Source organism: Bacillus sp. EB106-04-04-XG123, assembly GCF_058791855.1.
The window spans coordinates 764,598-788,662 of sequence record NZ_JBYTDZ010000002.1 but is presented as its reverse complement, the minus strand read 5'-3'; the positions used below and the strand labels follow the sequence as shown (position 1 = coordinate 788,662).

Here is a 24,065-nt window from a genome sequence, read left to right as displayed (position 1 = left end):
ATCATCAAACAATGGGTGTATATTAATTGACGAGTCAATGATTGATATATCAAGTAATTGATTTCTGAATAGAAAAGAGGGGATGGCATTGACTGCATTTTGCTCTGAAGAGGCAGAGGTATTATATCGTTTGCAGTGCGTGAACCGTATGATGGGCGTGAAGTTCGAAGCATGCACGGGCATCAGCCAATCAAGGCTTGAGTTGTTATCGCTGTTATTCCAAGCCGATGAAATCAGCCAATCAGATTTGCAGAAAAAAGTAAATATTGATAGTGCAGCTGTGACGCGTCATTTAAAACAGTTAGAAACAAAAGGAATGGTCACACGCAGAAGAAAACCAGAAGACAATCGAGTCACACTTGTTCGCTTAACAGACGAAGGCAGAACAAGAATCGAAGCATCTAAAATAGAAAAAGAACGATTTATCTCAGAAATGCTTGAAAACGTAAGTGAAGAAGAACGAAGGCTTCTCACTGATGTGCTCATCCGTATACAACAAAACATCGAAAAGATTCAAACAACCTAAAGGAGTGTTACACATGGCTACAACATTAAAAACAAACGATTTTATGGAAATTATGAAAGGGCGCCGCTCTATTCGTAACTATGATCCATCTGTGAAAATCAGCAAAGAAGAAATGACAGAGATTTTAGAAGAAGCAACAACTGCACCATCATCAGTGAATGCACAGCCTTGGCGCTTCATGGTGATTGACAGCCCAGAAGGAAAAGAAAAGCTTGCACCACTTGCAAAATTCAACCAAACACAAGTGTCAACATCAGCAGCTGTCATTGCAGTTTTTGCAGATATGAAAAGCGATGAATACTTAGAAGAAATTTATTCAAAAGCAGTAGAGCATGGCTACATGCCGCAAGAAGTGAAAGAAAGACAAATTGCTGCATTAACTGCACACTTTGAAGTTCTTCCAGAGCAAGTGAACCGCGAAACAATTTTAATTGACGGTGGGATTGTGTCTATGCAGCTTATGCTTGCTGCACGTGCACACGGTTATGATACAAATCCAATTGGCGGATATGATAAAGAAGTCATTGCTGAAACATTTGGCTGGGATAAAGAACGTTATGTACCAGTCATGCTGCTATCAATTGGGAAAGCAGCTGACGAAGGCTATGCATCTTACCGTTTACCGGTTGATCGTATTGCTGAGTGGAAATAATATCTTTTCAAAAGGAGACGATCAAATGATTATTATTCATGCAGGGATGACCATTCATCCAGAAAAAGAAAACGTATTTTTAGAAGAAATCAACGAATTAATGAAAGCTTCACAGGCTGAAGAAGGCAATGTTTCCTACAAGCTGTTCAAGGATACAGATAAGGAAAATACCTTTTTAATGGTAGAAGTGTGGAAAGATGACGCTGCGGTTCAAAGCCATAATGCAAGTGCTCATTTCCAGGCTTTCGTAGCGAAGGCAAAAGAATTCTTAGCCGCTCCACTTGACGTGGTTGCCTTTCAAGGCCAGCAGCTTTCATAGAAAAACAACAAACACCCTAGGCGATTATCGCCTAGGGTTCTTTTATTTTCGACATATGGTTTCACCCATTTCATTCACGTATTGTGCATTTTCCACAAAATTTCTGAAAATAAAATGTTTTTCGACTTAACTATATTGGAATATGCTAGAATTAGATATTATTTATTACCAAAATAGGGAGGAACCAAAATGAAACAAGGGAAATGGACGAAAATTGCACTAACCGCTGTCCTAAGTTTAGGAACATTGACAGCTTTCAGCACCCCTCTATCTGCCCACACCACAGAAAAATCAACATCCTCTGATGGCGGTCATTATTCAGGTATTCCATTTGACTCAAGTGTCGTAAATGAAGACCGTCTTGTCAAAGCCTTGAAAAAACAAGGAAAGATCAAAAAGAATGCCAATGAGGCAGAAACCCAAAAAGCATTAAAGAACTATCTAAAGAAAAAAGAAGAATCGGCAATGAAACAAAGTGCCAGCACTTTAACAGAAGAGCCTGAATTCCTCAAAGAATACAAACAAGAGGTACATAACAAACTTGCCAAAAAGAAAAAGTTAACGAAGCATAAAGGAAAAGAAGGCAATCAAGTAAAACCGGTCAAAAAGGAAAAGTATAAAGGTGACGTCCGCAATGATAAGGTATTGGTTTTATTAGTAGATTTTAAAGATTATAAGCATAATAGTATCAAAAAAGAAGAGACTGATATGTATTATGACAAGTTTGATCAACAGCATTATCAAGATATGCTTTTCGGAAAAAATGGCTACATCGGTCCAGATGGGAAACGAAAAGTATCCATGAAGCAATATTATGAAAAGCAGTCCGGCGGCAGTTACACAGTCAGTGGAACAGTTGCAGGATGGTATACAGCGAAGCATGAAGCAGCTTATTACGGCGGGAACGTACCTGACGATTCAGGCAGTGACGGCAGACCGCGCGAATTGGTGAAAGAAGCACTCGAAGCAGCAGCAAAAGATCCAAATGTTGATCTCGGCGAGTATGATCAATGGGACCGCTATGATATTGATGGCGACGGTGTTTATAACGAGCCAGACGGCATCATTGACCATCTGATGGTCGTTCATGCCGGTGTAGGTGAAGAAGCAGGCGGCGGACAACTTGGCGCTGATGCGATTTGGTCACACCGCTGGTCACTTGGTGATGTATTTGAAATTCCGGATACTGAATCTGAAGTCGGACAAGGCGGGAAAATAGGCGCATTGGATTACACCATTGAGCCTGAAGATGGCGCAGCCGGTGTGTTTACACATGAATTCGGACATGATCTTGGTCTTCCTGACGAGTACGATACACAGTACACAGGCAACGGAGAGCCCGTTTCTTACTGGTCGATCATGTCAAGCGGAAGCTGGGCAGGTAAAGTTCCTGGTACGGAACCAACAGGCTTTAGCCCATATGCGAAAGAAATGCTTCAAAATCTGCATGGGGGTAACTGGCTTTCTGGACAAACCATCGATGGTAAAACATTAAAGAAAAGCAAAACCGTCTTAATTGATGAAGCAGCAACAAAAGGAACGAACCATGATGCCGTTCGAGTCGATTTACCAGATAAAGAGATTGTCGTCACGACACCTGCTCAAGGAAAATATTCGTACTTCAGCGGAACGGGTGACAATTTGAATGCAACCATGACGACAACAGGTATTGATTTATCAAAAGGAAGCAAAGCAGAGCTGACATTTAAAGCATGGTACGATATTGAAGAAGATTATGATTATGCGTATGTCGAAGTGCGTGAAACAGGGACTGATCAATGGAAGACCATCGCGGGTAACATCACGAATGATCGAAATGAAGCAGGTGCAAACGAAGGCAATGGCATCGATGGAAAATCAGACGGATGGGTAGATGCATCCTTTGACCTGTCTGCTTATGCAGGGAAGAAAATCGACCTGCAATTCCGTTACACAACCGATGCAGGCTATTCACTTCCAGGTTTATTTGTAGATGATCTGAACGTCAAAGCAGATGGAACGAACGTATGGTCAGATGATGCCGAGGATACATCTACTTTTACCTTTAATGGATTCTCAAAATCTAATGGAAAACAATATGCAGCACAATACTATTTACTAGAGTGGCGCTCTTATGCTGATGTCGATAAAGGCTTAAAGCATATTAAACGCGGTGCAAGTCTGATGAGCTATAATAACGGTTTGGTCGTGTGGTTAGTCGATCAATCATACAGTGATAACTGGGTTGGAAAGCATCCGGGGAACGGCTTCCTTGGCGTAGTAGATGCAGATCAGCAAGTATTAAAATGGAGTGACGGTTCCATTGCCGCCACAGGCTTCCAAGTACATGATGCAGCATTCTCTTTGAATCCAAGTACAAAGCTGAATATCGATTATACAGCAACAACGGGCTTAACTTTGCAAGATCGCTACATTCGCCCGACTCGTACATTTAGTGATAAAAAGAACTATGTGAATCCAAACAACCCAGATGCAGGACGCGATGTACCGAACTATGGATTATCCTTTAAAGTCGTTGGACAAAGTAAGGATCGTTCTGTTGGAAAGGTGTTAATTTCGAAAAGTAACTAAATAGAAAGCCGGATTCTACTATTGAATCCGGCTTTTTGATATGTGAGGAAAGGATAATAAGGACACGATTTGGTTTTTAATCGAATGTCTGTTCTTTTTTATTTTGATATCCGAATGAAACCATTATATAATAGAGCCTGGAAGGTTTTTCTTTCAACCATGATTCTTTTAGCTGTTAAAACAAAGGAAAGGATGAGCGTTACCAATGAGTTATGTCACTGCCAAGCAATTAAAGGTGATTCGAGGAACGATGCAGACTTTTTGCAGCCATTTGGAGTATGATGGTCATGGTAAGCTTCATATCAATACCATCATGGCTTTTATTAAAAAGGAATTCGGCGTGAGAAAAATGAAAGACATTCCACAAAGTCGCTTTACAGAAGCGCTAGAATTAATACAAGACTTTGATTTATACACGGATAAAATAGAAATTCGTGACCGTCTATCAGAAAGGAATTAACTAAATTGAATATTTTAGCAATGATTTTAGTAGGAATTGTCGCATTAGAACACATTGTCATCATGTTATTAGAAATGTTTTTTATGGAATCAAAGATGGCGAAGAGATCTTTTAAGCTGCCAGAACACTTGCAAAAAGATCCAAATGTCAAAGTGATGTTTGCTAATCAGGGGCTTTATAACGGGTTTTTAGCAGCAGGACTCATTTGGGGACTCATTCTTGGATCGAATACCGTTGGATATATGATTCAGCTATTTTTCATTCTTTGTGTCATCATCGCAGCAGTATTTGGCGGTGTAACATCCAATAAATCAATTATCATCAAACAAGGAGTACCAGCGCTTCTTGCATTAATTGCACTGATGCTGGCGATCTAATCTTAAATAAAGCCGCCCCTAGTAAGGGCGGCTTTTATCTTTTTCGAAGTCCCATCAAACGAATAATGGATGTCAGACAAAGGGCAACAGCAACGGCCAAAATGATTTTTCCGTACATGACCCCTGTTAGGTTCATCAAAAAGACGGCCAATATAATACAGAGCGTGATGATGATCATCACAATCGAATAGGTTTTCATCTCTTTTTCACTCCTTTAAAAATCCCCTCATGTGCCACGAGAGATCTGTCAATCTTTCCTCATATTATATCACTCAATGACAATTTTACATGAAATTCCCTACCAATAGAATGTGACATATTGATTAGATTTTGAGTCATACCATATTTTTTAGAAAATCGGGTATAACATAAAGAACTGACCCAAAGTCATATTGCTTGATATTTAATTGTGCAAAATATAAAATAACCACAGGATAAATCGAAAGGATGATCAAGATGAGTAAGAAAGTGTTATTAGTATCGACAAGCAGCCCAGAAATGAATGGACATCCAACAGGCTTATGGCTAGAAGAGTTAGCAGAGCCATTTCATATTTTTAAAGAAAATGAACTAGAAGTACAAATTGTCTCTATTCAAGGTGGCACTGTACCAATTGACAAAAATTCAATTCCTGAAGGTGTTCCAGCGCAATATCAAGATGTGTATGAACGACTTCAAGACACAAAGGCGCTTACAGATGTGAATCCAGCTGATTATGACGGCATTTTCTTTGCTGGGGGACACGGCCCTATGATCGACTTTGCGTCTAATCAATTGGTAGCGGATGCGATCTTAGCGGTTTCAGATAAAAATGGTGCGATCGGAGCCGTTTGTCATGGTGTTTCAGCATTCGTTGATGTGAAGGACGAAAATGGCAAATCATTTATCGAAGGCAAAAAAATCACAGGCTTCACCAACGAAGAAGAGGAAGCCGTGCAGCTGACACCAAAGGTTCCATTTTTATTGGAAACAAAACTTCGTGAGCAGGGGGCAGCGTTTGAAAAAGGAGATGCCTTTGCGCCATTTGCTGTCGTTGACGGACAAATCATTACTGGACAAAACCCAGGATCAAGTGCAGAAACAGCACGTTTGTTTGTTAAAACTATTGCATAAAACGATCAAAAACCAGCCGTTACATGCGGCTGGTTTTTTTGTTATAAAAATGTCCCAAAAAAGACCAAAACAATGATTGGAATAATGGTAAAATTATCACAGGGTAAAAAACCCAAAAGAGGAAAAGGGGATGTTCCTGTGAGAGCATTTTATGTCAAAATCACTGCAGCTTTACTGTCTGTTTTACTCATCGCAACAGGTTTGTTTTCACCAGCATTAAAAGCAGAAGAAGCACCAAAATCAAGTGGGAAACAATCACTCCTGACAGAAAAAGCGATTCAGCAAGTGCAAGAGTCGTTTTTGAAGCAGGATGAAGGAACCGCTATCCAACAGAAGCAAGTGAAAAAATCATTTAAAGTGAATAAGAAGAAAGGAATCAGTATCAAACGAAAAGCTGCTAAAGATGGCAAAATGCGCACGTCTGCCGTTCGCTCCATTGATGGACTAGCCATAAATCAATCGGCTGTCTTAACAGAGGAAGACCCAGTTGATTTATGGTTTTTAAGCACATCTTCACCTCAGGCACTCATCAGCCGGATTACTTCTTCAAACCCTGATTATTTCGTTCAATTGTTTGTTGTTGATTATGAAACAGGACAAGCCTACCCAACGGATCTTATTCAACCGGCAGGCAGTCTGCTTGCGTTAAGCAATTTACCAGCGGGTGATTATGCGTTTGGTATTACCAGTGGTGGAGACTTTGGAGACTCATATACATTACAGGTAAATGCCAAAAACCCACCAAATTTCACAGGTGCTGAATCCCTGTCATCAACATTGCAATACTTTGTCGCTACGTATGCCAATGGGGATGTTTTCGCAAATGGTACAAAAGTGTATAACAAACAATCTAAGACCGCCGATTATAAATGGGAGCGTGTATTTTACTTCTCATATGATGGAAAATATGAACAGAGAACTCATTCTGTTGACAGTGTGAAGGTGAAAAGTATTTCGGCACCAGTGTCGTACTCTGCTCCATACGCAAGTTCCTCAGAGGCCATTCTCGTCTACTTAGATGTGGAGACTTTATTTATGTATCATGAATCATCGTTTGCTAGCGGGCAGTACTACCATAGTAGCTTTGTTGATACACTTGGGAAGACAACACCAAGACGCTTAGATATTGATGATATGACAAATTACGGTGATCATATTTTAGCTGTAGATTTAAAAACAGGAAAGCCAATTGATTTCTTCAGTGTGTTGAATTTCTACTATGCTGCAGGAATCGAGAAACTGCCAACAATCAGAACGTTGAATTAAGAAAGGCGGTTGACATCAAATCGCCACATGTGTAGAGTAAAGATAATTAAATGACAAAAGTCCACTAGGGGAGTCATGTATGACTGAGACAAGAGAAAATCTTGGACCCTTTGAACCTGATCTAGTTCGTACTAGCGGAGGGAAGTGGAGCTGGACCTTGTCTTATTCATGATTGAATCGATAAGAAGGCCGCTCCATTTGGGGTGGCTTTTTCATTTATTCAACTGAAGAAGAGGAGGCTTTTTTTATGACATTTTCTACGCAATTAAGGAAAGAAGCAGAACCGTTATTTGAAGCCATTTATCAGCATCCGTTCGTTAGAGGCCTGGCAGCAGGAAAGCTGGAAAAGGAACAGATCATTCATTATGTCAAACAGGATGCAGAATACTTACAAGCATTCATTAAAATTTATGCAGCAGCGCTCAGCAGATGTACAGACAGAGAGGATATTGCGTTTTTTCATCAGCAGATTGCGTTTGTACTAGATAGTGAAACGCACCCTCATCAAAACCTTTGCCGAGTGGCAGGAGTAGCGTATGATGAGCTCCAAGGTGCTTCTTTGGCTCCGAGTGCTCATCACTATATTCATCACATGCTGCAAGTCGCACAGGAAGGTACGCTTGGTGAAATCATCGCTGTCCTGCTTCCATGTCCTTGGACATATTGGGAAATAGGGAAACGAATGCTCACAGATGTGCAGCCAGACCTGTCACATCCGTTTTATGAATGGATCACGTTTTATGGAGGGTTAACCGATTCTGTCACAGGTGAGCTTTGCAAACGGCTCGATCAATTGGCAGAAGCAGCAAGTGAGAAGGAAAAGGAAAAAATGAAACAGCATTTTATCTTAAGCTGCCAGCTCGAGTACAAGTTTTGGGAAATGGCCTTTACTGTTGAAGAGTGGCCAGTTCAACTGGAGGTGCATACATCATGACATGGAAGATGAAAGAAGTCGTCCTTGCCGTGATTTTATCCGTTGCGTGCGGTGTGATCTATTTAGGATGGTCCACACTTTACTTACCGATTACAGCACTTGTTGGCCCAGCAGGAGGCAATATCATGTTTGGAATATGGGTCATTGCCAGTCCAATCGTTGCGTATATCATTCAAAAGCCGGGGGCTGCCCTGATTGCGGAAACAGCTGCCGCGGCTGTGGAATTATTGACAGGCAGCCACTTCGGACTTTCAGCTCTGCTGATTGGTGTATGCCAAGGGCTTGGGGCAGAAATCGCCTTCGCTCTTTTTGGGTATAAACGATACCGCATGTGGACACTGATGCTGTCTGGTGCCTTTGCCGCTATCGGAGCGATGGCGTACAGTCTCGTGGCAAATGGCTTCGGATATTATACGCCTCAAGTTTTACTTATGACGCTTGTGACTCAAATCATTAGTGGAATGATACTTGGCGGATGCCTTGCGAAAGTGGTGGTGGAGGCACTATCCAAAACTGGTGTACTCAATCAATATGCCATCATGAAAGAAAAACGAAATAAAGGTGAACAGCATGAATTCATTTCTCGCGTGCAATGATCTGACTGTCCGTTTTTATGAACAGCCTAAGCCAGTTTTGCATCAAATCTCTCTTACGATTCAAAAAGGGGAAAAGGTGCTTATTTTAGGACCGAGCGGAAGCGGGAAATCCACGCTCATTTCGGTTCTGGCTGGAATCATTCCAGAGCATGTGGAAGCTGACATGCAGGGCGAAGTGGTGTTACAAAGACATACAGGCGTCATGTTTCAAGATCCAGACTCTCAGTTTTGTATGCACCGCGTCAATGAAGAAATTGCCTTTAGCTTAGAGAATCGTTCCGTCCCACGTGAAGAGATGGATGACATCATTCAGCAGCTCATGCAAAAAGTCCAACTGAATGTCGATCCGCATACAGAGATTCACACTTTATCTGGCGGCATGAAGCAGCGATTGGCACTTGCTTGTTTACTAGCATTACAGCCGGATGTTCTATTCTTTGATGAACCAACCGCACAGCTTGACCCGGCAGGTAGAATGGACATATTTCAACTGCTGCAGCAGCTTGCAGCCGATCAGCAGCAAACCATGATTTTTGTAGAGCATGTGCTTGACGGAGTCATCGAATGGATGGATCGGGTGATTTTATTAGATGATCAAGGCAGCATTTTAGCAGATGGAGCTCCAAAAGATGTGCTCGTGACATATGAGGAAGAAATGAAAGAGGCAGGAATTTGGCGGCCAAAATTATTTCCCGAGAAATGGTCCACGATTATTCAAGATCCATTTCATCCACTGAGTCAAACCTTTATGCAAACCTATGAAGCAAGAAAAGCGCAGCATGAAAAAGTGCCGTCAATCGAACGAGAGACAATGATTCGTACAGAAAATCTTCAATTAAGCTACGGGAAAAAAAGGATTATGAGTAACCTTCAGCTTGATATCAAAGCAGGAGATTGGGTGGCGATTATTGGAGAAAATGGGAGCGGAAAAAGTACGTGTCTCAAACATTTGATCCGCTTAGAGCCAGCTAAAAAAGGTCATATTTACTTAAAAGAAACAGACCTTAAAAAATGGTCTGACCGACTACTCTATGAAAAAGCAGGCTTTGTGTTTCAAAATCCGGAGCTTCAATTTATACAAGACACAGTATTCGATGAAATCGCCTTTGGCGGCAGACAGCGAAACTGGCCAGAATCAGTCGTACAAGAAAAAACGGTTCAGCTGCTGAAAGAGTTCGGTTTAGAGAAGCATGCAAAAGCACATCCCTTCACCTTAAGTTTAGGGCAAAAAAGAAGATTGAGTGTTGCCACGATGCTCCTTTTTGATCAAGATGTATTGCTGTTAGATGAACCGACTTTCGGGCAGGATGAAAAAACGGCGAAGGAATTAATGAGGCGTTTAAAAGAGCGGCAGCGCCATGGCACGACCATTGTGATGGTTACACATGATATGGAGCTTGTCGATGAATGTGCCGATCAAGTGCTTCTTTTTCATCAAGGCAAGCATGTATATGATGGCACCCCTTATGATTTATTTTCAAATCAGGAACTTGTCGATGCTTATCAGCTGAGAGCTCCTTTACATTATCGCTATGTGGCAGAAAGAAAGGATGTGCTGACGATTGCAAAGTAATCATTCCTTTCTTTCTACTGTGAATCCAGTCATGAAATTACTCGCTCACTTGCTTGCGATGGGCTGCCTCATGGCGATATCTGATCCTAAAACAACCTTTATCATCTGGCTGTTTGCTCTTGGCATTGGACTTGTTTTAGGTGGATGGAATATGAAGTATCTCATCACAAGGCTTGTCCCTTATCTGCTCTTTTTTATTCTCGTCTTTTGGATGATGGCGGCATTCGGCAAGGGGGATCATACTGTTTGGAAGTGGGCGTGGTTTCATATCACGGAGGAGAGTTTAAGAAATGGTCTCACCATCGCTTTCAGAATGCTTGGATTTGTGACATTTGGCCTCCTTTTTACGTCCACCACAGATTTGACGGCATTTATGATGAGTTTGATTCATCAATGCCGAATGTCCCCAAAATGGGCGTATGGAATGCTTGCCGGGTTCCGGTTTATTCCGTTATTTCAAAGTGAATTAAAACAAATGAAAGCTGCACATAAAATCAGAGGCTACAAGCAAAAAAACAGCTGGAAGGCCTTTATGCGTTATGCATTACCTCTTTTTACGCAGGGCGTACGAAAATCAGAACGCTTAGCGATTGCAATGGAAGCCAGGGGCTTCACAGGGACGAGAGAGCGAACGTATTATCATATCATGAGCACCTCATGGATTGACTATATGTATCTTTTTCTCATCGGTATCAGTGTCTTCATGTGCATTTACCTTGTTTAAAAAACACCCACATTCTCTTGATAGAATGTGGGCTTTTTATATATCTTAGGTCATTTGATTGATATTAGTACACATTACAGGCTGTAATAGATCATATAACGAACCGATAAAGAAGGTGTACTGAGAAAAAGAGAGGATGAACGTAAGCGAATGTCACAGAGAATTGATAACATTATAGACGCTTTACCAATCATTGGACTTGCTATGAGAGAACAGCTAACCTTTTCTGTTTTAGGGAAAGAGAAGGTTCTTTATTATCAGCAACATGGGAATATTGATTTAGGATTTAAAGCTGGTGATACAGTAGATCCTGGATTCCAAAACTTTGCGATGCTGAAAAATGGGAGAGAACCATCGTTTATCCAAATTCCGAAAGAAGTATACGGGATTCCAATGGATATCGTAGCCGTTCCAATTACTGATGAATCAGGTCAAGTGGTTGCTGCCTTCTGTGTGGCCTATGACCAAACCAATCAACAACGATTAGAGCACATCATGACGGAGAGCAACGAAGCTTCCGAAAAACTAGTCGCAATGGTACAGCAGGTTGCCGCACATTCAGAGGAACTACAAGCGACAAGTGAACAAATTCTACAAAATACGAAAACCACTGTCGAAAATTCCTCTAAAATCAATCAAGTGTCCAATCTCATCAAAGGTATCTCTGATCAAACGAACTTACTTGGACTCAACGCATCAATAGAAGCTGCAAGAGTGGGAGAAGCAGGAGCAGGATTTGGAGTGGTCGCAACAGAAGTGAGAAAGCTGTCAACTCACGCGAAACAGGCGACAACTGATATTGAAACAGCCCTAAAAGATGTGCAGGGATCAATCAAAGGAATGGAAGAAGAAATTGCGCAAATTGTCGCTTCCTCTGAGCATCAGGCAGAACTTGTAGGCACTTTTACAAAAATTATTGAAGGCCTTCATGAAACAAACGAAACGATGAAAGCATTAGCAAACGACTTAGTGAACTATCAAGTGAAATAAAAGAACGACAAAACCTCCAGCTGAATTGGAGGTTTTTTATCATTTCAAGGTGAGAAACTTGTTAGGATTATGACCGTTTTATCGCTGACAGGCAGGATACACTTCTGTATGATAGAAAAAGAGAGACTAGTTTTGTCATTAGACCTATTCATAAGGAGGAAGATCATCGTGACACAATCAGCAAAGCTGCAAGAAATACTTGCACCCTACCGTCCGTTGTTAGATGAAACGGAAAAACCAATGATACAATTGCAGATGAAACAAGGAAAAACAGGACCATACGACAGCAAAATAGCTGGTGATCCTTACTTCCCCAAAAACAACGAATATCCAGTTGACGGCGAAGGACATCCTATGAAACTTTTGGCACAAATTAATTTCGGCCAGCTGCCAAAGCTGAAGGATTATCCGGAAACAGGACTTTTGCAAGTCTTTATTTCTGTGCATGATGATCTTTATGGAATGAATATTGACCATAAAACAGAGCAAAAAGATTTTCGAATTAAATTTATTGAGGAACCTTTCTTGGCAGAAGAAGAGTTATTGACTGATTTTTCTTTTGTGAAAATTCCAGACGATTTTTATTTTCCTGTAACGAAGGAAGGCGCAATTACAGGTGAATTAGCAAGCGAAACGATCAGTGTAGGAGATTTCCGCTTTGAAAAAGTCACAGGAAAGAACAGCTGGGACCTATTCGAAGATGCAGATGGTGTTAATGGCGATGAAGCAGATGCCCTGCTGGATGAATTTTATGAAACAGCGAGTGGCTTTGGTCACAAATTGGGCGGGTACCCAGGGTTTACACAAGAAGACCCGCGTACCTATGTAGATCAAGAACATACTGTTTTGTTATTACAAATTGACTCAGATGATGAAGTAGATTTGATGTGGGGAGATTGCGGTATTGCCAACTTCTTTATCAAACCAGAAGACCTCAAACGAAAAAATTTCGAGAATGTTGTCTATAATTGGGACTGCTCCTGATTTTGTAAAAAACACACTTTAAACACTCTTTATAGAGTGTTTTTGTGTATGTTTTTAGACTTTTTTGCCCCTATTTCGTCATTTCTGAGAGGCAATATGTCATTCTTACTAGTTGACCGGATCAAAAAAAAATGTAAAATCATCTTAAAGTCCTCTTTTTTGAAAATAATAATAAAATGACATATCAATCAACGATAAAATGCTCGAAAAAGCGGAATGTACTGGGGGGTATCAATTGATCATTTCGAAAGTAATCAATAATAATGTTGTCAGTGCGTATGATGACGAGCAGCATGAGCTGGTCATTATGGGCAGAGGGATCGCGTTTCAAAAGAAAAGCGGAGACCCGATTGACGAAGAACGAATCGAGAAGGTATTTTCTATTCAAAATAAAGATATATCAGAAAAATTCAAAACCCTGCTTTATGATATTCCAATCGAGTATATGCAAGTGTGCGAGGCGATTATTGAGCATGCGAGAACAACCCTTAACAAAAATCTAAATGACAGCATCTATGTGACGCTGACGGATCATATCACCTTTGCCATAGAACGTCATCAAAAAGGAATGGACATCAAAAATGCCTTGCTCTGGGAAATCAAACGGCTGTATAAAGATGAGTTCAGATGTGGTTTAGAAGCGATTCGGATCATTGAGGACAAGCTGAGCATCCATCTTCCTGAGGATGAAGCCGGCTTTATTGCCATGCATATTGTCAATGCAGAGCTCAATGAGGAAATGCCAAACGTGATTCAAATCACCAAGCTCATTCAAGATATTTTAAACATCGTAAAGTATCACTTTCAAATTGATTTAGACGAGGAATCATTAAATTATTTCCGATTTGTGACGCATTTGAAGTTTTTCGGACAGCGTCTGTTTAACGAAACTCAAATGGAAAATCAAAATGAGTTTCTGTATGAAGTGGTAAAAGAGAAAAACACTGCAGCTTTTCAATGCGCAGAAAAAATTAACGAGTATGTTCAAAAAGAATACAACCGAAGTCTCATAGAAGATGAAATGCTATATTTAACTTTGCATATAGACAGAGTAATAAAAAGAAAATAAATTCAAAAAGAAAGCGTTGACATCACAAAATTAACATGATAATTTATAACTATAAACTAAATAACCCACAATCTTTTAGGATTGTTACTGGTCAAGCAGGCAAAACCTAAATCATTGTCCCTATCTTTGATAAGGCATGATTTAGGTTTTTTTATATCTAAAGACTTATAAAAATTAAATAACGATCAATCGCTATGAAGGATTGTTACTGGTTAAGCAGGCAAAACCTAAATATCGATTAATGTCTGAATCGCTATTTCTCGGACATTAATGGATGTTTAGGTTTTTTCTATATCAAGATGAAATCAACGATTGGAGGGTAACACAATGAACCACAAACAAACAGCAAAAGAAGTGCTAGAACTTGTCGGCGGTGAAAAAAATGTTAAGCAAGTCACACATTGTATGACAAGACTTCGCTTCAACTTATACGATGAAAGCAAGGCAGATAAAGAAAAGCTGCAATCAACAGACGGCGTCATGGGCGTGAATCAAAGCGGAGGTCAATATCATGTCATTATCGGCAATGATGTCTCAAATGTCTATCAAGCGATGATTGCTGACTCTGGACTATCAACAGATGTAAAATCAGGCGGTACAGACGAAGCGTCAAAACAGAATGTGATATCAAAGTTATTCGATTTTATCTCTGGTGTCTTCACACCGATTCTTCCAGCCATCGCTGGAGCCGGTATGATCAAAGGAATTTTGGCACTGATGCTCACATTTCAGTGGATATCAGATAAAAGCAGCACGTATGCGATTTTAACAGCTATCGGAGATGGAGCCTTTTACTTCTTGCCGATTCTGCTTGCTGTAAGCGTAGCCAAAAAAATTGGTACAAATCAGTATATCGCAGCTGCCATTGCAGCAGCAGCACTGCACCCGCAGTTAACCGCTTTACTGGGTGCGGGAAATACAGAATTCCTCGGCTTGCCAGTGGTTGCCGTTGTGTACTCTTCATCGGTGATTCCAATTCTTCTTACCATTTGGCTCGGCTCATATGTTGAAAGATTCGCAGAAAAATATAGTCCAAAATCATTAAAGATCATCCTTGTTCCAACAGTTACACTTCTTGTCGTTGTACCGGTTATGCTCATCGCGGTTGGACCACTTGGTGGAATTATCGGTAATGGCCTTTCAGGTGGAATTGATTTATTGTTTAAACATGCAGGTATTCTGGCCGGACTCTTGATTGGCGGATTCATGTCACCATTGATCATTACGGGCATGCACTATGCACTGCTTCCAATCATGATTAACAACATTACATTAAACGGTTTTGACTTTATTCTTCCAATGATGTTTGTAGCGAATATGGCACAAGCAGGCGCAGCATTCGGTGTCTTCTTAAGATCAAAAAACAAAACATTCAAATCATTGGCGATGTCTACAAGTATTACAGCTTTAATGGGTATTACTGAACCTGCTATGTATGGTGTGAACATGCGATTGAAAAAACCGTTCTTTGCAGCCCTCATTGGTGCAGCAACAGGCGGCGTGTTCATGTCGATCTTTAAAGTAAAATCATATGTGGTATCTGGATCAGCAGGCCTCCCAGGTCTCCCAACATTCATTGGACCAACATTTGTCTACTCTATCATCGGCTTAATCATCGCCTTTGTCGTAGCATCAATCATGACACTTGTTCTAGGATTCAAAGATGTACCAGTGAAAGATGATAAAAAAGCAGACAAACCAGAAGAAAAAAAAGACACAGCAGGGCTTCAAAATGAAGTGGTACAAAGCCCGCTTGAAGGTCAATTAAAGCCGCTCAATCAAGTAAATGATGCAACATTCTCTAATGAAATCATGGGCAAGGGTACAGCCATTGTGCCAACTGTTGGACGCGTTGTTGCACCGTTCAATGGCAAGGTTGAAACCATTTTTCACACAAAACATGCCATTGGCTTGAAGAGCGACCAAGGCACAGAACTTCTTATTCATGTCGGGATTGACACGGTAAAGCTTGACGGAAAGTATTTCACAAGTCATGTGCAGTCCGGTGATCTTGTTAAAGCAGGAGATGTGCTTGTTGAATTTGATATCAAGGGTATTCAGCAAGAAGGCTATGATGTGACTACACCTGTTATTGTTACCAACACAAATGATTATGCTCAAGTTGATGCTGAAACAGATGGAGCAATTACAGTGAAAGAGACACTGCTTACAGTCAGTGTAGAAGAAAAAGAGGAGGGCATTCAACATGAACAAGTTAGAAAAAACATTTCCTAAAGGTTTCTTATGGGGCGGCGCTGTTGCAGCCAACCAAATTGAAGGTGCAAATAACAAAGATGGAAAAGGCTTATCGACAGCAGACGTATCACCGCATGGTATTATGCACCCATTCGATGAATCAATGAAAGACCTTAACTTATATCATGATGCCATCGATTTCTACCATCGCTATAAAGAAGATATTGCACTATTTGCAGAAATGGGATTCAAGTGCTTCAGACTATCCATTTCTTGGCCGCGTATTTTTCCAAATGGCGACGATGCGGAACCGAATGAAGCAGGCCTCGCTTTTTATGAAAGAGTATTTGATGAACTGCATAAGCATGGAATTGAGCCAGTTGTCACGATCTCTCACTATGAAATGCCGCTTGCACTTGTGAAAAACTACGGCGGATGGAGAAACCGTAAGCTTGTGGATCTTTATGAAACATACGCTAAAACATTGTTCACTCGCTTTAAAGATAAAGTGAAATATTGGATGACCTTCAATGAAATTAATGTCGTGTTACATGCGCCTTTCACTGGCGGCGGGCTTGTATTTGAAGAAGGTGAAGATGAGAAAAGCATTCAATATCAAGCAGCGCATCACCAATTTGTGGCAAGTGCTCTGGCTGTTAAAGCAGGACACGAAATCATTCCAGATGCAAAAATTGGCTGTATGATTGCAGCGATGACCACATATCCGTACAGCTCAAGACCAGAGGATATGTTTGCTGCAATTGAGCAAGACCGCAAAACATTGTTCTTCTCAGATGTACAGGCAAGAGGCTATTACCCAGGTTACATGAAACGTTATTTCCTTGAAAATGACATCAACATTGAGTTCCAAGACGGGGACGAAGACATTTTAAGAAACCATACAGTTGACTATATTGGCTTCAGTTATTATATGAGTTTTGTGACGAGTACAGATCCAAAGGTCCTTGAACAAGTTACTGGTGGTAACCTATTTGAAGGTGTGAAAAACCCATATCTGGAAGCAAGTGATTGGGGCTGGCAAATTGATCCGAAAGGACTTCGTACAACACTGAATCAGCTGTATGACCGCTACCAAAAGCCATTGTTTATCGTAGAAAATGGATTGGGTGCTGTCGATCAAGTAGAAGAAGACGGATCAATTCAAGACGATTACCGAATTGATTACCTCAGAAGCCATTTGCTAGAGGCGAGAGAAGCCATCGCAGACGGAGTCGACCTGATCGGTTATACAAGCTGGGGCCCAATTGACCTAGTCAGCGCATCAACGGCTGAAATGAAAAAACGCTACGGCTTCATTTATGTCGACCGTGATAATGAAGGAAACGGTACATTAGATAGAAAGAAAAAGAAAAGCTTCGATTGGTATAAACAAGTGATTGCGACGAATGGAGATCATTTAGACGCTTAACAAAAAGAGACAAACCGCTCATACGGCGGTTTGTCTTTTTTTCGTCAAAGGGACTAAGAAGTCCACACTTGATCAGCAATCTCAATCACATGACGCAGTTTTTCCCATTGCTGTTCTTCTGTTAACAGGTTGCCTTCCTCTGTTGAGGCGAATCCGCATTGTGGACTCAAACAAATTTGGTTAATGTCCACATATTGAGCCGCTTCCTCAATGCGTTTTTTAATCTGTTCAACTGGCTCAAGCTCACCGTATTTTGAAGTGACAAGGCCTAGTACGATTTGAAGGTTTGGGTTCTTCACATATCGAAGAGGCTCAAATCCGCCAGAACGATCGTCGTCGAATTCTAAAAAGAGACCATCAAGATCTAAGCCGGCGAAAATTGTTTCTGCCGCTGCTTCGTAACCACCTTCAGCTGCCCAAGTTGATTTAAAGTTACCGCGGCAAATGTGCATAGTAATCACCAAATCCTCTGGGCGATCAGCAACAGCTTCATTGATTGTCTTCGCAAACGACTCACGAAGTTCATCCTCTTCACGGCCAAAGGCTTTGATTTGTTCGTGACCTTTTTCAGAAAAGAACACGGCCCATGCCGTATCATCCAGCTGCAAGTAGCGGCAGCCTGCATCATAAAAAGCACGGATGGCTTTCTTATACGCCTGTGCCACATCATGGTGGAATTCCTCTAAGCTGTCATACACTCCTTCTTCAAGCTTTCCACGGAAAAAGAGCATATTCGGACTTGGAATCGTCATTTTAGCTGTATGATCACCAGCGATGCTGTGAAGGAAACGATAATCCTCCAACATTGGATGATCTGTAAAATCGATCTTGCCTGTTACCTTGATCCCTCTTGCTTTTGTCGTCGTGTTATGGAATTGAATGCCCTGATCTGCTTCAAATCCTTCAACCCCATCGAGTCCTTCCAGAAAGTCAAAATGCCACCATGCACGTCTGAACTCACCATCTGTGACAACCTCTAACCCAATTTCTTTTTGCTTCTCTACAATACGTGTGATTTCTTCGTTTTCAATTTGTCGGAGTTGTTCTGCTGTCAGCGTACCGTCTGCTTTTAGCTTGCGTGCTTCCTTGATGCGTTCTGAACGTAGTAAGCTTCCTACTTGATCTGCGCGGTATGGCGGTTTCGTTGTTTTCTTTCCAATGGTTTGTACTTGTGTCATGCTGAATCCCTTCTTTCTTCAGGTTAAAAAATCAAATAAAAAAGCTCTTCCTTGGATAAGGAAGAGCATCATATACTGTGAGAACTCTGCCTTATCTTCAAACAAGCATCTGCTTGCTTAAGGAATTAGCACCATTCTGTTCCTAGGAACAGCGGTTGCCGGGTTTCACAGGGCCAGTCCCTCCACCACTCTTAATAAGGTTACCTTTTGATTCAATTTTCTTAATAAACACAATTATTCAACCTTTTCAGGGAAAAGTCAATGGTTTTTACAATTTAATTTCCTACATGAACAAATCAGCAACAAGAACACCAGCAAGTCCGACAAGTGAAAGCACGGTGACCATCAATGTCCACGTTTTAAAGGTTTGAGCCATTGATAGGTTAAAGTATTCTTTATAAATCCAGAAACCCGCATCATTCACATGAGAGAACGTGATACTGCCGGCACCTGTTGCGATCACCATTAATTCAGGGCTGACACCCGTCAGGCCAATCAGTGGTGCAGAAATGCCAGCCGCCGTGAGACCGGCGACAGTCGCTGATCCTAAAGAGACACGAAGGACAGCAGCAATGAGCCAAGTCAGAAGCAGGGGAGAAAGTGTGCTTCCTTGCATAATCCCTGCAATATATTGATCGACGCCGCTATCAATGAGCACCTGTTTAAAGGCGCCTCCGCCCGCAATAATTAATAAAATCATGGCAATAGAGCCGATAGAATCCGCGATGGACTTCATCACGTCCTGCATGCTCTTTCCTCTTCCAAGCCCAAACGTGTAGATGGCAAGCAGCACTGAGATTAATAGTGCAATCGCCGGTTCGCCTAAAAACTCAGCGGTAGGCAGCAATGGGGAGGAAGGGAAGAAAATTTCTAGAAATGCTCTGAAAGTCATAAGCAATACAGGCAAAACAGCGGTGAAAATGCTAATACCGAAGCTAGGCATTTCTTCTTCTGTGAATTCCTTTGGATTAAATAAGTTCTTTGGAATATGTGCGTGCAACTGGTCTTTTTTAAATAGTTTTGTAAACAGAAGTCCACCTACTAAAACAGCAGGAATCGCTAAAATAATCCCAACCAATAAGGTTTGTCCCATGTTTGCTTGAAAGACATTCGCAATGGCAGTCGGCCCTGGGTGAGGAGGGAGGAAGCCATGTGTGGTGATGAGAGCAGCGACAAGCGGCATGCCCACATACAGCACAGGAAGTCTTGCAGCCTGAGCGATCGTAAAGACTAATGGAATTAAAATAATGAATCCGGTTTCATAAAATAGAGCAATTCCAATCACAAATCCAGTCAGCATTGTCGCCCATTGAATTTTTCCGATGCCAAATCGGTCAATGAGTGTCATCGCGATACGCTGAGCACCGCCAGAATCAGCCATCAATTTCCCAAGCATCGCTCCAAAACCGAGAACGAGTGCCAGGTGTCCGAGCGTACTGCCAAGTCCTTTTTCGACGGAAGCAATCGCTTCTAGCGGTGTCATCCCTTCTAACACAGCAACAATTAAAGAGACAATAATCAAAGAAATGAAAGCGTTTAACTTAAAGACAACCATGAGTAAAAGCAATAACAAAACGCCAAGTCCAATAAACACTAACGACATGATCTTTCCTCCTTTGTGGTGCATAAGGGGGCGCAAACACCCCCTATGCCTTATCCTTCAAGTATGTCTACAGCTTCTTTTAACGTATCCTTTGACCCAACATTTCCCGGGAAAATCACATAAGACATGAAAGGGAATTTACTTTCTTCTCCTGTTTGCCAAACAGGGATCCCTGGTTTGATTTGACCTGCCACGGTCGCACGTCTCACGCTAAGTCCTCTTGTCCCAATATCGCTGGAAGTAATTCCGCCTTTGGCAATGAGATACTTAGGTCGAATGGTGAGGCGCTGGACAATACTTGTCACAGCATCACTAATCTGTACAGAGAGCTTTAATTCTTCCTCTTGGCGATCATCCCCAAGATCAAGCCGTTCTCTTCTTGTATAAACAGCCACAGATTGACCTGCTGCCAACAGTGCTTCAGTTTGCTGAATGACACGGTCAATTTCTTTGCGAAAGGCATCAGGCTCTAACACGAGGTGTGTATTAAATTCAATAAAAGCCATCTCTTTATTTTGCTCAAGCGCTTTTAATTGTTCTGTTGTTTTTTTCACATGAGAACCGACCATAATGAGGCCACCATGAGGGCTTTCTTCTTGTATCAAGTCACCTCTTGTTAATAAGGCGTGATCCCCTATACCGCCTAGTACCTTTGTGAGCGCCGCCGCACTTCTGAACATCAGCTGCTGTCCTGCTTGAATGGCTTCAATGAGAGCTGTGACAAAGACTTTGACATCGTCATAGTCTACAGCGTTTACAACCACCTTTTTGAAATCCTTCACACCCATGAGCTGATGTTTGATTTGCTCAATGCGTAAAGCCCGGAGATCATCTAACGAAATGTATGTCGTGTTCTTTTTTGTGAACAATCCGTCTGACTTTTCTTCAATCCATTCTCCAAGATGAGAGGATTGAAAGCCGAATGTACGGTCTCTTGCAAATTCTGTGTCACCAGCAGGAATTAATTCGTGTCCTTCCTGTACGTAATGAATATTGTCGATCGTAAAGCGTCCGCCTTCTTGGAAAAAAGGAAGAAGGATTTCTCCATCGAACTGACGGGAGCTTTGCTGTTCAATGGTCGTTTTGAGCACCTCAGTTTCAAGCGGAAAGTGTCCGCGAAGAGTAGAATCTCCTCGGCTGACAATGATGAATTCCTGATTAAGCCGTTCAGCCACCTTTACAATGGTTGCAGCAATGGTTTCGTGCGCAGCGGCAGTTTCTTTCTCAGTCATACTGCGAGAATTAGTCAAAATAAAGAACATGCGGCTGTCTTCAAGAAAACCAGCCTCAATGCTTTCCTCTGACCAATCGGTGAAAACAGAGACGCCATGTACGGTTTGAATCCCTGTTGGATCATCATCTAAAACAATGACTTTATGCTGAAAGCTGCTCAGTGCTTGTTCGTATGCTGATTGAATGGCCTTTGAATCTGCTTTCGGAATGGCATTCAGTATGTCAGTAGTTTGCTTCATGATCATCTCATCCTTTCTTTACTTCGACATGAGCCATTTTTTCGTAATATTGAACGATGCCGCCATGATCAAGCCCGGATTTTCCGTCCGCTTTGAGGGCGTGGAAGATTTCAAGCAGCTGGCTAGAAAGGGGAAGAGGAACACCGATATCATGAGCAGTTTCCATGACATTGGTTAAATCCTTCAAGTTGATGTCGATGCGTCCGCCAGGTTCAAAATTTCGTTCTAAGATGAGAGGAACTTTTGCATCGAGAACGGCACTTCCTGCCAGTCCGCCGCGGATGGCTTCATACATCTTATCAATGGCAATGCCTGATTTAGCGGCTAGAACGAGTGCTTCAGACATGGCGGCAATATTTAAATTGACGATGATTTGATTGGCTAGCTTCGCTGTTGTGCCGCTGCCATTTGCCCCAACTAATACGACCTCAGTGCCCATCGCAAGCAGGACATCCTTCACTTGCTCAAAGATGGATTCTTCGCCGCCAGCCATGATGGCAAGTGTTCCGTCTATTGCTTTCGGTTCTCCGCCGCTGACAGGTGCATCGATAAATTCCACCTGATGCTGTTTGGCAAGAGCAGCTAAAGCCCTAGAGGTTACAGGAGAAATTGAGCTCATATCTACGAGGACAGTGCCAGGTGCGGCTGTCGTTAAAATGCCTTGATCACCTGAAACGACTGCCTCTACATGCTCTCCTTTAGGAAGCATTGTGATGATGATATCGCTTTCAGAAGCTGCCTCAGCTGCTGAAACAGCACCTTTAGCTCCGGCTTTCTGTAACGATCGAATCGCATCCTCATTTAGGTCAAAAACCGTTAAAGTATGACCGGCTTTTAATAGATTGAGTGCCATAGGTTTTCCCATAATACCTAGTCCAATAAATCCAATCTTCATTGTCACGTTGTCCGCCTCCTATATAGAAAACCCTTACAAAAAGCGCTTTCTTTTCTTTGTGTTAGTATATATACTATCTTTTAAATTTAATAGTAGGAAATAAACTATTGTTCATTTAATGTACATGACGTGATAGGAACGTGTCAACGGAAAATATGAAAAAAGTCACAAAAAAAGACCGGAATCAGCTCCGGTCTTTAGAGTTCATGTTTTATTTTTAGCTACAGCTAATCGAGATCGTTTCACGTTTTCAATGGCATTTGATCCTAGCTCTAAAACAGCGGCGACGTATAGTACATCAATGATCACAAGCTGGTTGATACGGGAGATCATGGAGTCCGATCGATAGGTTGTCTCTCTGGAAGAGCTAAGCAGATGAAAATCAGACCGTTTTGCGAGCTCTGATTTCGGATAGCTGGTGATAGAGGCAATTTTTGCCCCTTTTTCTTTTGCAAACTGTACGGCGTCAAGAATTTCTCTGCTTTCTCCTGAATGGGAGATTGCGACGATAAAATCGTGTTCCGTGGCGTGTGTTGCAATCATATTCATCATATGCGGATCACTGCAGAGGCTCACTTCAAAACCAAGCTGCAGGAACTTATGATAAGCATCACCAGCAATAAAGCTGGACGCACCTGCTCCAAAAAAGACGGTTTTATGTGCCTGTTTCATGTGTTCAATGAATTGTGTGACGGCATGATCCTCTAAAATATGCTTCATATCTTGAATAGAGTTTGTTGTTAACTCTATGACCTTATGCTTAATGTCAGCTACACTATCGGATGCCTCGATCTCACCGTATATGGATTGAGGTGTATTGGTCGCGATATCCTGTGCGACATGGACACGAAACACTTGATACGATTCATAGCCAATTTTTCTTAGAAAACGAAAGATCGTCGTTTCACTTGTGCTGCATTCAGCAGCGAGTGCACTGATAGAATGAAGCACAACTTTCTGAGGGTTTTGTAAGATGTAATTGGCAATCTTTTTCTGGGTTGGGGACAAACTATGAAACGTCGTCCGAATGTGACTAAAAATATTCTCTTCTATGATAAACACCACACTTCATCTAGCATTCTATATTAAGCATACAGGAACTTATGAAAACGGTAAACAAACCAGATGTGGAAAAATG

Annotated in this window: 22 protein-coding genes, 1 pseudogene and 2 riboswitches; of the genes and pseudogenes, 17 read left to right on the top strand and 6 right to left on the bottom strand. The window is 41.6% G+C overall.

The genetic code is table 11. The features are described from left to right. Positions 1–41 precede the first annotated feature (41 nt). The 6 genes and pseudogenes from AC3WTB_RS09435 to AC3WTB_RS09410 all read left to right on the top strand — a co-directional run bounded on the left by AC3WTB_RS09435 (position 42) and on the right by AC3WTB_RS09410 (position 4,905). Positions 42–526 (top strand): annotated as a pseudogene (locus AC3WTB_RS09435) (MarR family winged helix-turn-helix transcriptional regulator). Between the two features lie 13 nt (positions 527–539). Then, on the top strand, positions 540–1,178 hold the full coding sequence (locus AC3WTB_RS09430) for a nitroreductase family protein (protein WP_039182629.1): 639 nt from the start codon (positions 540–542) through the stop codon (positions 1,176–1,178). Between the two features lie 25 nt (positions 1,179–1,203). Beyond that, positions 1,204–1,497 (top strand): putative quinol monooxygenase, encoded by a 294-nt coding sequence (locus tag AC3WTB_RS09425; protein WP_039182626.1) that lies wholly within the window; start codon positions 1,204–1,206, stop codon positions 1,495–1,497. A gap of 189 nt (positions 1,498–1,686) precedes the next feature. Further along, complete coding sequence (locus tag AC3WTB_RS09420; protein ID WP_492333634.1) at positions 1,687–4,068, top strand: immune inhibitor A domain-containing protein; 2,382 nt, start codon at positions 1,687–1,689, stop codon at positions 4,066–4,068. 205 nt (positions 4,069–4,273) lie between these two features. Beyond that, a complete protein-coding gene (locus AC3WTB_RS09415) occupies positions 4,274–4,528 on the top strand; it encodes an ORF6C domain-containing protein (protein ID WP_039182618.1) in 255 nt (84 codons plus the stop codon). A gap of 5 nt (positions 4,529–4,533) precedes the next feature. Continuing rightward, a complete protein-coding gene (locus tag AC3WTB_RS09410) occupies positions 4,534–4,905 on the top strand; it encodes a DUF1304 domain-containing protein (RefSeq protein ID WP_034281380.1) in 372 nt (123 codons plus the stop codon). Between the two features lie 34 nt (positions 4,906–4,939). Here the strand turns inward: AC3WTB_RS09410 and AC3WTB_RS09405 are convergent, their stop codons facing one another. Next, the gene (locus AC3WTB_RS09405) at positions 4,940–5,104 is read right to left on the bottom strand and encodes a hypothetical protein (protein WP_003214630.1); all 165 of its coding nucleotides are present in this window, start codon (positions 5,102–5,104) and stop codon (positions 4,940–4,942) included. A gap of 257 nt (positions 5,105–5,361) precedes the next feature. Between AC3WTB_RS09405 and AC3WTB_RS09400 the strand changes: the two genes are divergently transcribed. The 11 genes from AC3WTB_RS09400 to bglH all read left to right on the top strand — a co-directional run bounded on the left by AC3WTB_RS09400 (position 5,362) and on the right by bglH (position 17,779). After that, positions 5,362–6,018 carry a type 1 glutamine amidotransferase domain-containing protein gene (locus AC3WTB_RS09400; RefSeq protein ID WP_492333633.1) on the top strand — a complete coding sequence of 219 codons (657 nt, stop codon included), beginning with the start codon at positions 5,362–5,364 and terminating at the stop codon, positions 6,016–6,018. A 138-nt stretch (positions 6,019–6,156) separates the two neighbouring features. Further along, entirely contained in the window at positions 6,157–7,284 is a 1,128-nt protein-coding gene (locus tag AC3WTB_RS09395) for a hypothetical protein (RefSeq protein WP_059377517.1), read from the top strand. Positions 7,285–7,340: 56 nt separating this feature from the next. Then, a riboswitch (TPP riboswitch) is annotated at positions 7,341–7,444 on the top strand. 87 nt (positions 7,445–7,531) lie between these two features. Continuing rightward, a complete protein-coding gene (tenA, locus tag AC3WTB_RS09390) occupies positions 7,532–8,218 on the top strand; it encodes a thiaminase II (RefSeq protein WP_390272471.1) in 687 nt (228 codons plus the stop codon). Further along, the gene (locus tag AC3WTB_RS09385) at positions 8,215–8,814 is read left to right on the top strand and encodes an ECF transporter S component (RefSeq protein ID WP_059377433.1); all 600 of its coding nucleotides are present in this window, start codon (positions 8,215–8,217) and stop codon (positions 8,812–8,814) included. The genes tenA and AC3WTB_RS09385 overlap by 4 nt, the downstream gene beginning before the upstream one ends. Further along, on the top strand, positions 8,789–10,387 hold the full coding sequence (locus tag AC3WTB_RS09380; protein WP_492333632.1) for an ABC transporter ATP-binding protein: 1,599 nt from the start codon (positions 8,789–8,791) through the stop codon (positions 10,385–10,387). The genes AC3WTB_RS09385 and AC3WTB_RS09380 overlap by 26 nt, the downstream gene beginning before the upstream one ends. Then, on the top strand, positions 10,377–11,111 hold the full coding sequence (locus AC3WTB_RS09375) for an energy-coupling factor transporter transmembrane component T family protein (RefSeq protein WP_144489800.1): 735 nt from the start codon (positions 10,377–10,379) through the stop codon (positions 11,109–11,111). Before AC3WTB_RS09380 ends, AC3WTB_RS09375 begins: the two co-directional genes overlap by 11 nt. A gap of 150 nt (positions 11,112–11,261) precedes the next feature. Further along, positions 11,262–12,101, top strand: a complete 840-nt coding sequence (locus AC3WTB_RS09370; protein WP_126682509.1) for a methyl-accepting chemotaxis protein — start codon at positions 11,262–11,264, stop codon at positions 12,099–12,101. 168 nt (positions 12,102–12,269) lie between these two features. Then, on the top strand, positions 12,270–13,085 hold the full coding sequence (locus AC3WTB_RS09365; protein ID WP_492333631.1) for a YwqG family protein: 816 nt from the start codon (positions 12,270–12,272) through the stop codon (positions 13,083–13,085). Positions 13,086–13,320: 235 nt separating this feature from the next. Beyond that, positions 13,321–14,154 carry a BglG family transcription antiterminator LicT gene (gene licT, locus AC3WTB_RS09360; RefSeq protein ID WP_024423922.1) on the top strand — a complete coding sequence of 278 codons (834 nt, stop codon included), beginning with the start codon at positions 13,321–13,323 and terminating at the stop codon, positions 14,152–14,154. Positions 14,155–14,481: 327 nt separating this feature from the next. After that, positions 14,482–16,389, top strand: a complete 1,908-nt coding sequence (locus AC3WTB_RS09355; RefSeq protein ID WP_492333630.1) for a beta-glucoside-specific PTS transporter subunit IIABC — start codon at positions 14,482–14,484, stop codon at positions 16,387–16,389. Continuing rightward, positions 16,361–17,779, top strand: coding sequence for an aryl-phospho-beta-d-glucosidase (bglH, locus tag AC3WTB_RS09350; RefSeq protein ID WP_341084895.1), 1,419 nt, complete (start codon positions 16,361–16,363; stop codon positions 17,777–17,779). Before AC3WTB_RS09355 ends, bglH begins: the two co-directional genes overlap by 29 nt. A gap of 53 nt (positions 17,780–17,832) precedes the next feature. On the opposite strand, the gene AC3WTB_RS09345 is transcribed toward bglH, so the two are convergent. The 5 genes from AC3WTB_RS09345 to AC3WTB_RS09325 all read right to left on the bottom strand — a co-directional run bounded on the left by AC3WTB_RS09345 (position 17,833) and on the right by AC3WTB_RS09325 (position 23,989). Next, a complete protein-coding gene (locus AC3WTB_RS09345; RefSeq protein ID WP_106025437.1) occupies positions 17,833–18,957 on the bottom strand; it encodes a 5-methyltetrahydropteroyltriglutamate--homocysteine S-methyltransferase in 1,125 nt (374 codons plus the stop codon). An 88-nt stretch (positions 18,958–19,045) separates the two neighbouring features. Beyond that, a riboswitch (SAM riboswitch) is annotated at positions 19,046–19,158 on the bottom strand. An 82-nt stretch (positions 19,159–19,240) separates the two neighbouring features. After that, positions 19,241–20,560, bottom strand: coding sequence for a gluconate:H+ symporter (locus AC3WTB_RS09340; RefSeq protein ID WP_151284927.1), 1,320 nt, complete (start codon positions 20,558–20,560; stop codon positions 19,241–19,243). 50 nt (positions 20,561–20,610) lie between these two features. Continuing rightward, positions 20,611–22,032 (bottom strand): four-carbon acid sugar kinase family protein, encoded by a 1,422-nt coding sequence (locus AC3WTB_RS09335; protein ID WP_492333629.1) that lies wholly within the window; start codon positions 22,030–22,032, stop codon positions 20,611–20,613. A gap of 7 nt (positions 22,033–22,039) precedes the next feature. Beyond that, the gene (gene garR, locus AC3WTB_RS09330) at positions 22,040–22,933 is read right to left on the bottom strand and encodes a 2-hydroxy-3-oxopropionate reductase (RefSeq protein ID WP_492333628.1); all 894 of its coding nucleotides are present in this window, start codon (positions 22,931–22,933) and stop codon (positions 22,040–22,042) included. 198 nt (positions 22,934–23,131) lie between these two features. After that, positions 23,132–23,989 carry a MurR/RpiR family transcriptional regulator gene (locus AC3WTB_RS09325; protein ID WP_181286087.1) on the bottom strand — a complete coding sequence of 286 codons (858 nt, stop codon included), beginning with the start codon at positions 23,987–23,989 and terminating at the stop codon, positions 23,132–23,134. Positions 23,990–24,065: the final 76 nt, after the last annotated feature.

Coding starts and splice junctions, on each gene's coding strand:
- AC3WTB_RS09430 (WP_039182629.1), top strand. CDS start 540: ATGGCTACAACATTAAAAACAAACGATTTTATGGAAATTATGAAAGGG.
- AC3WTB_RS09425 (WP_039182626.1), top strand. CDS start 1,204: ATGATTATTATTCATGCAGGGATGACCATTCATCCAGAAAAAGAAAAC.
- AC3WTB_RS09420 (WP_492333634.1), top strand. CDS start 1,687: ATGAAACAAGGGAAATGGACGAAAATTGCACTAACCGCTGTCCTAAGT.
- AC3WTB_RS09415 (WP_039182618.1), top strand. CDS start 4,274: ATGAGTTATGTCACTGCCAAGCAATTAAAGGTGATTCGAGGAACGATG.
- AC3WTB_RS09405 (WP_003214630.1), bottom strand. CDS start 5,104: ATGAAAACCTATTCGATTGTGATGATCATCATCACGCTCTGTATTATA.
- AC3WTB_RS09400 (WP_492333633.1), top strand. CDS start 5,362: ATGAGTAAGAAAGTGTTATTAGTATCGACAAGCAGCCCAGAAATGAAT.
- tenA (WP_390272471.1), top strand. CDS start 7,532: ATGACATTTTCTACGCAATTAAGGAAAGAAGCAGAACCGTTATTTGAA.
- AC3WTB_RS09385 (WP_059377433.1), top strand. CDS start 8,215: ATGACATGGAAGATGAAAGAAGTCGTCCTTGCCGTGATTTTATCCGTT.
- AC3WTB_RS09380 (WP_492333632.1), top strand. CDS start 8,789: ATGAATTCATTTCTCGCGTGCAATGATCTGACTGTCCGTTTTTATGAA.
- AC3WTB_RS09370 (WP_126682509.1), top strand. CDS start 11,262: ATGTCACAGAGAATTGATAACATTATAGACGCTTTACCAATCATTGGA.
- AC3WTB_RS09355 (WP_492333630.1), top strand. CDS start 14,482: ATGAACCACAAACAAACAGCAAAAGAAGTGCTAGAACTTGTCGGCGGT.
- bglH (WP_341084895.1), top strand. CDS start 16,361: ATGAACAAGTTAGAAAAAACATTTCCTAAAGGTTTCTTATGGGGCGGC.
- AC3WTB_RS09345 (WP_106025437.1), bottom strand. CDS start 18,957: ATGACACAAGTACAAACCATTGGAAAGAAAACAACGAAACCGCCATAC.
- AC3WTB_RS09340 (WP_151284927.1), bottom strand. CDS start 20,560: ATGTCGTTAGTGTTTATTGGACTTGGCGTTTTGTTATTGCTTTTACTC.
- AC3WTB_RS09335 (WP_492333629.1), bottom strand. CDS start 22,032: ATGAAGCAAACTACTGACATACTGAATGCCATTCCGAAAGCAGATTCA.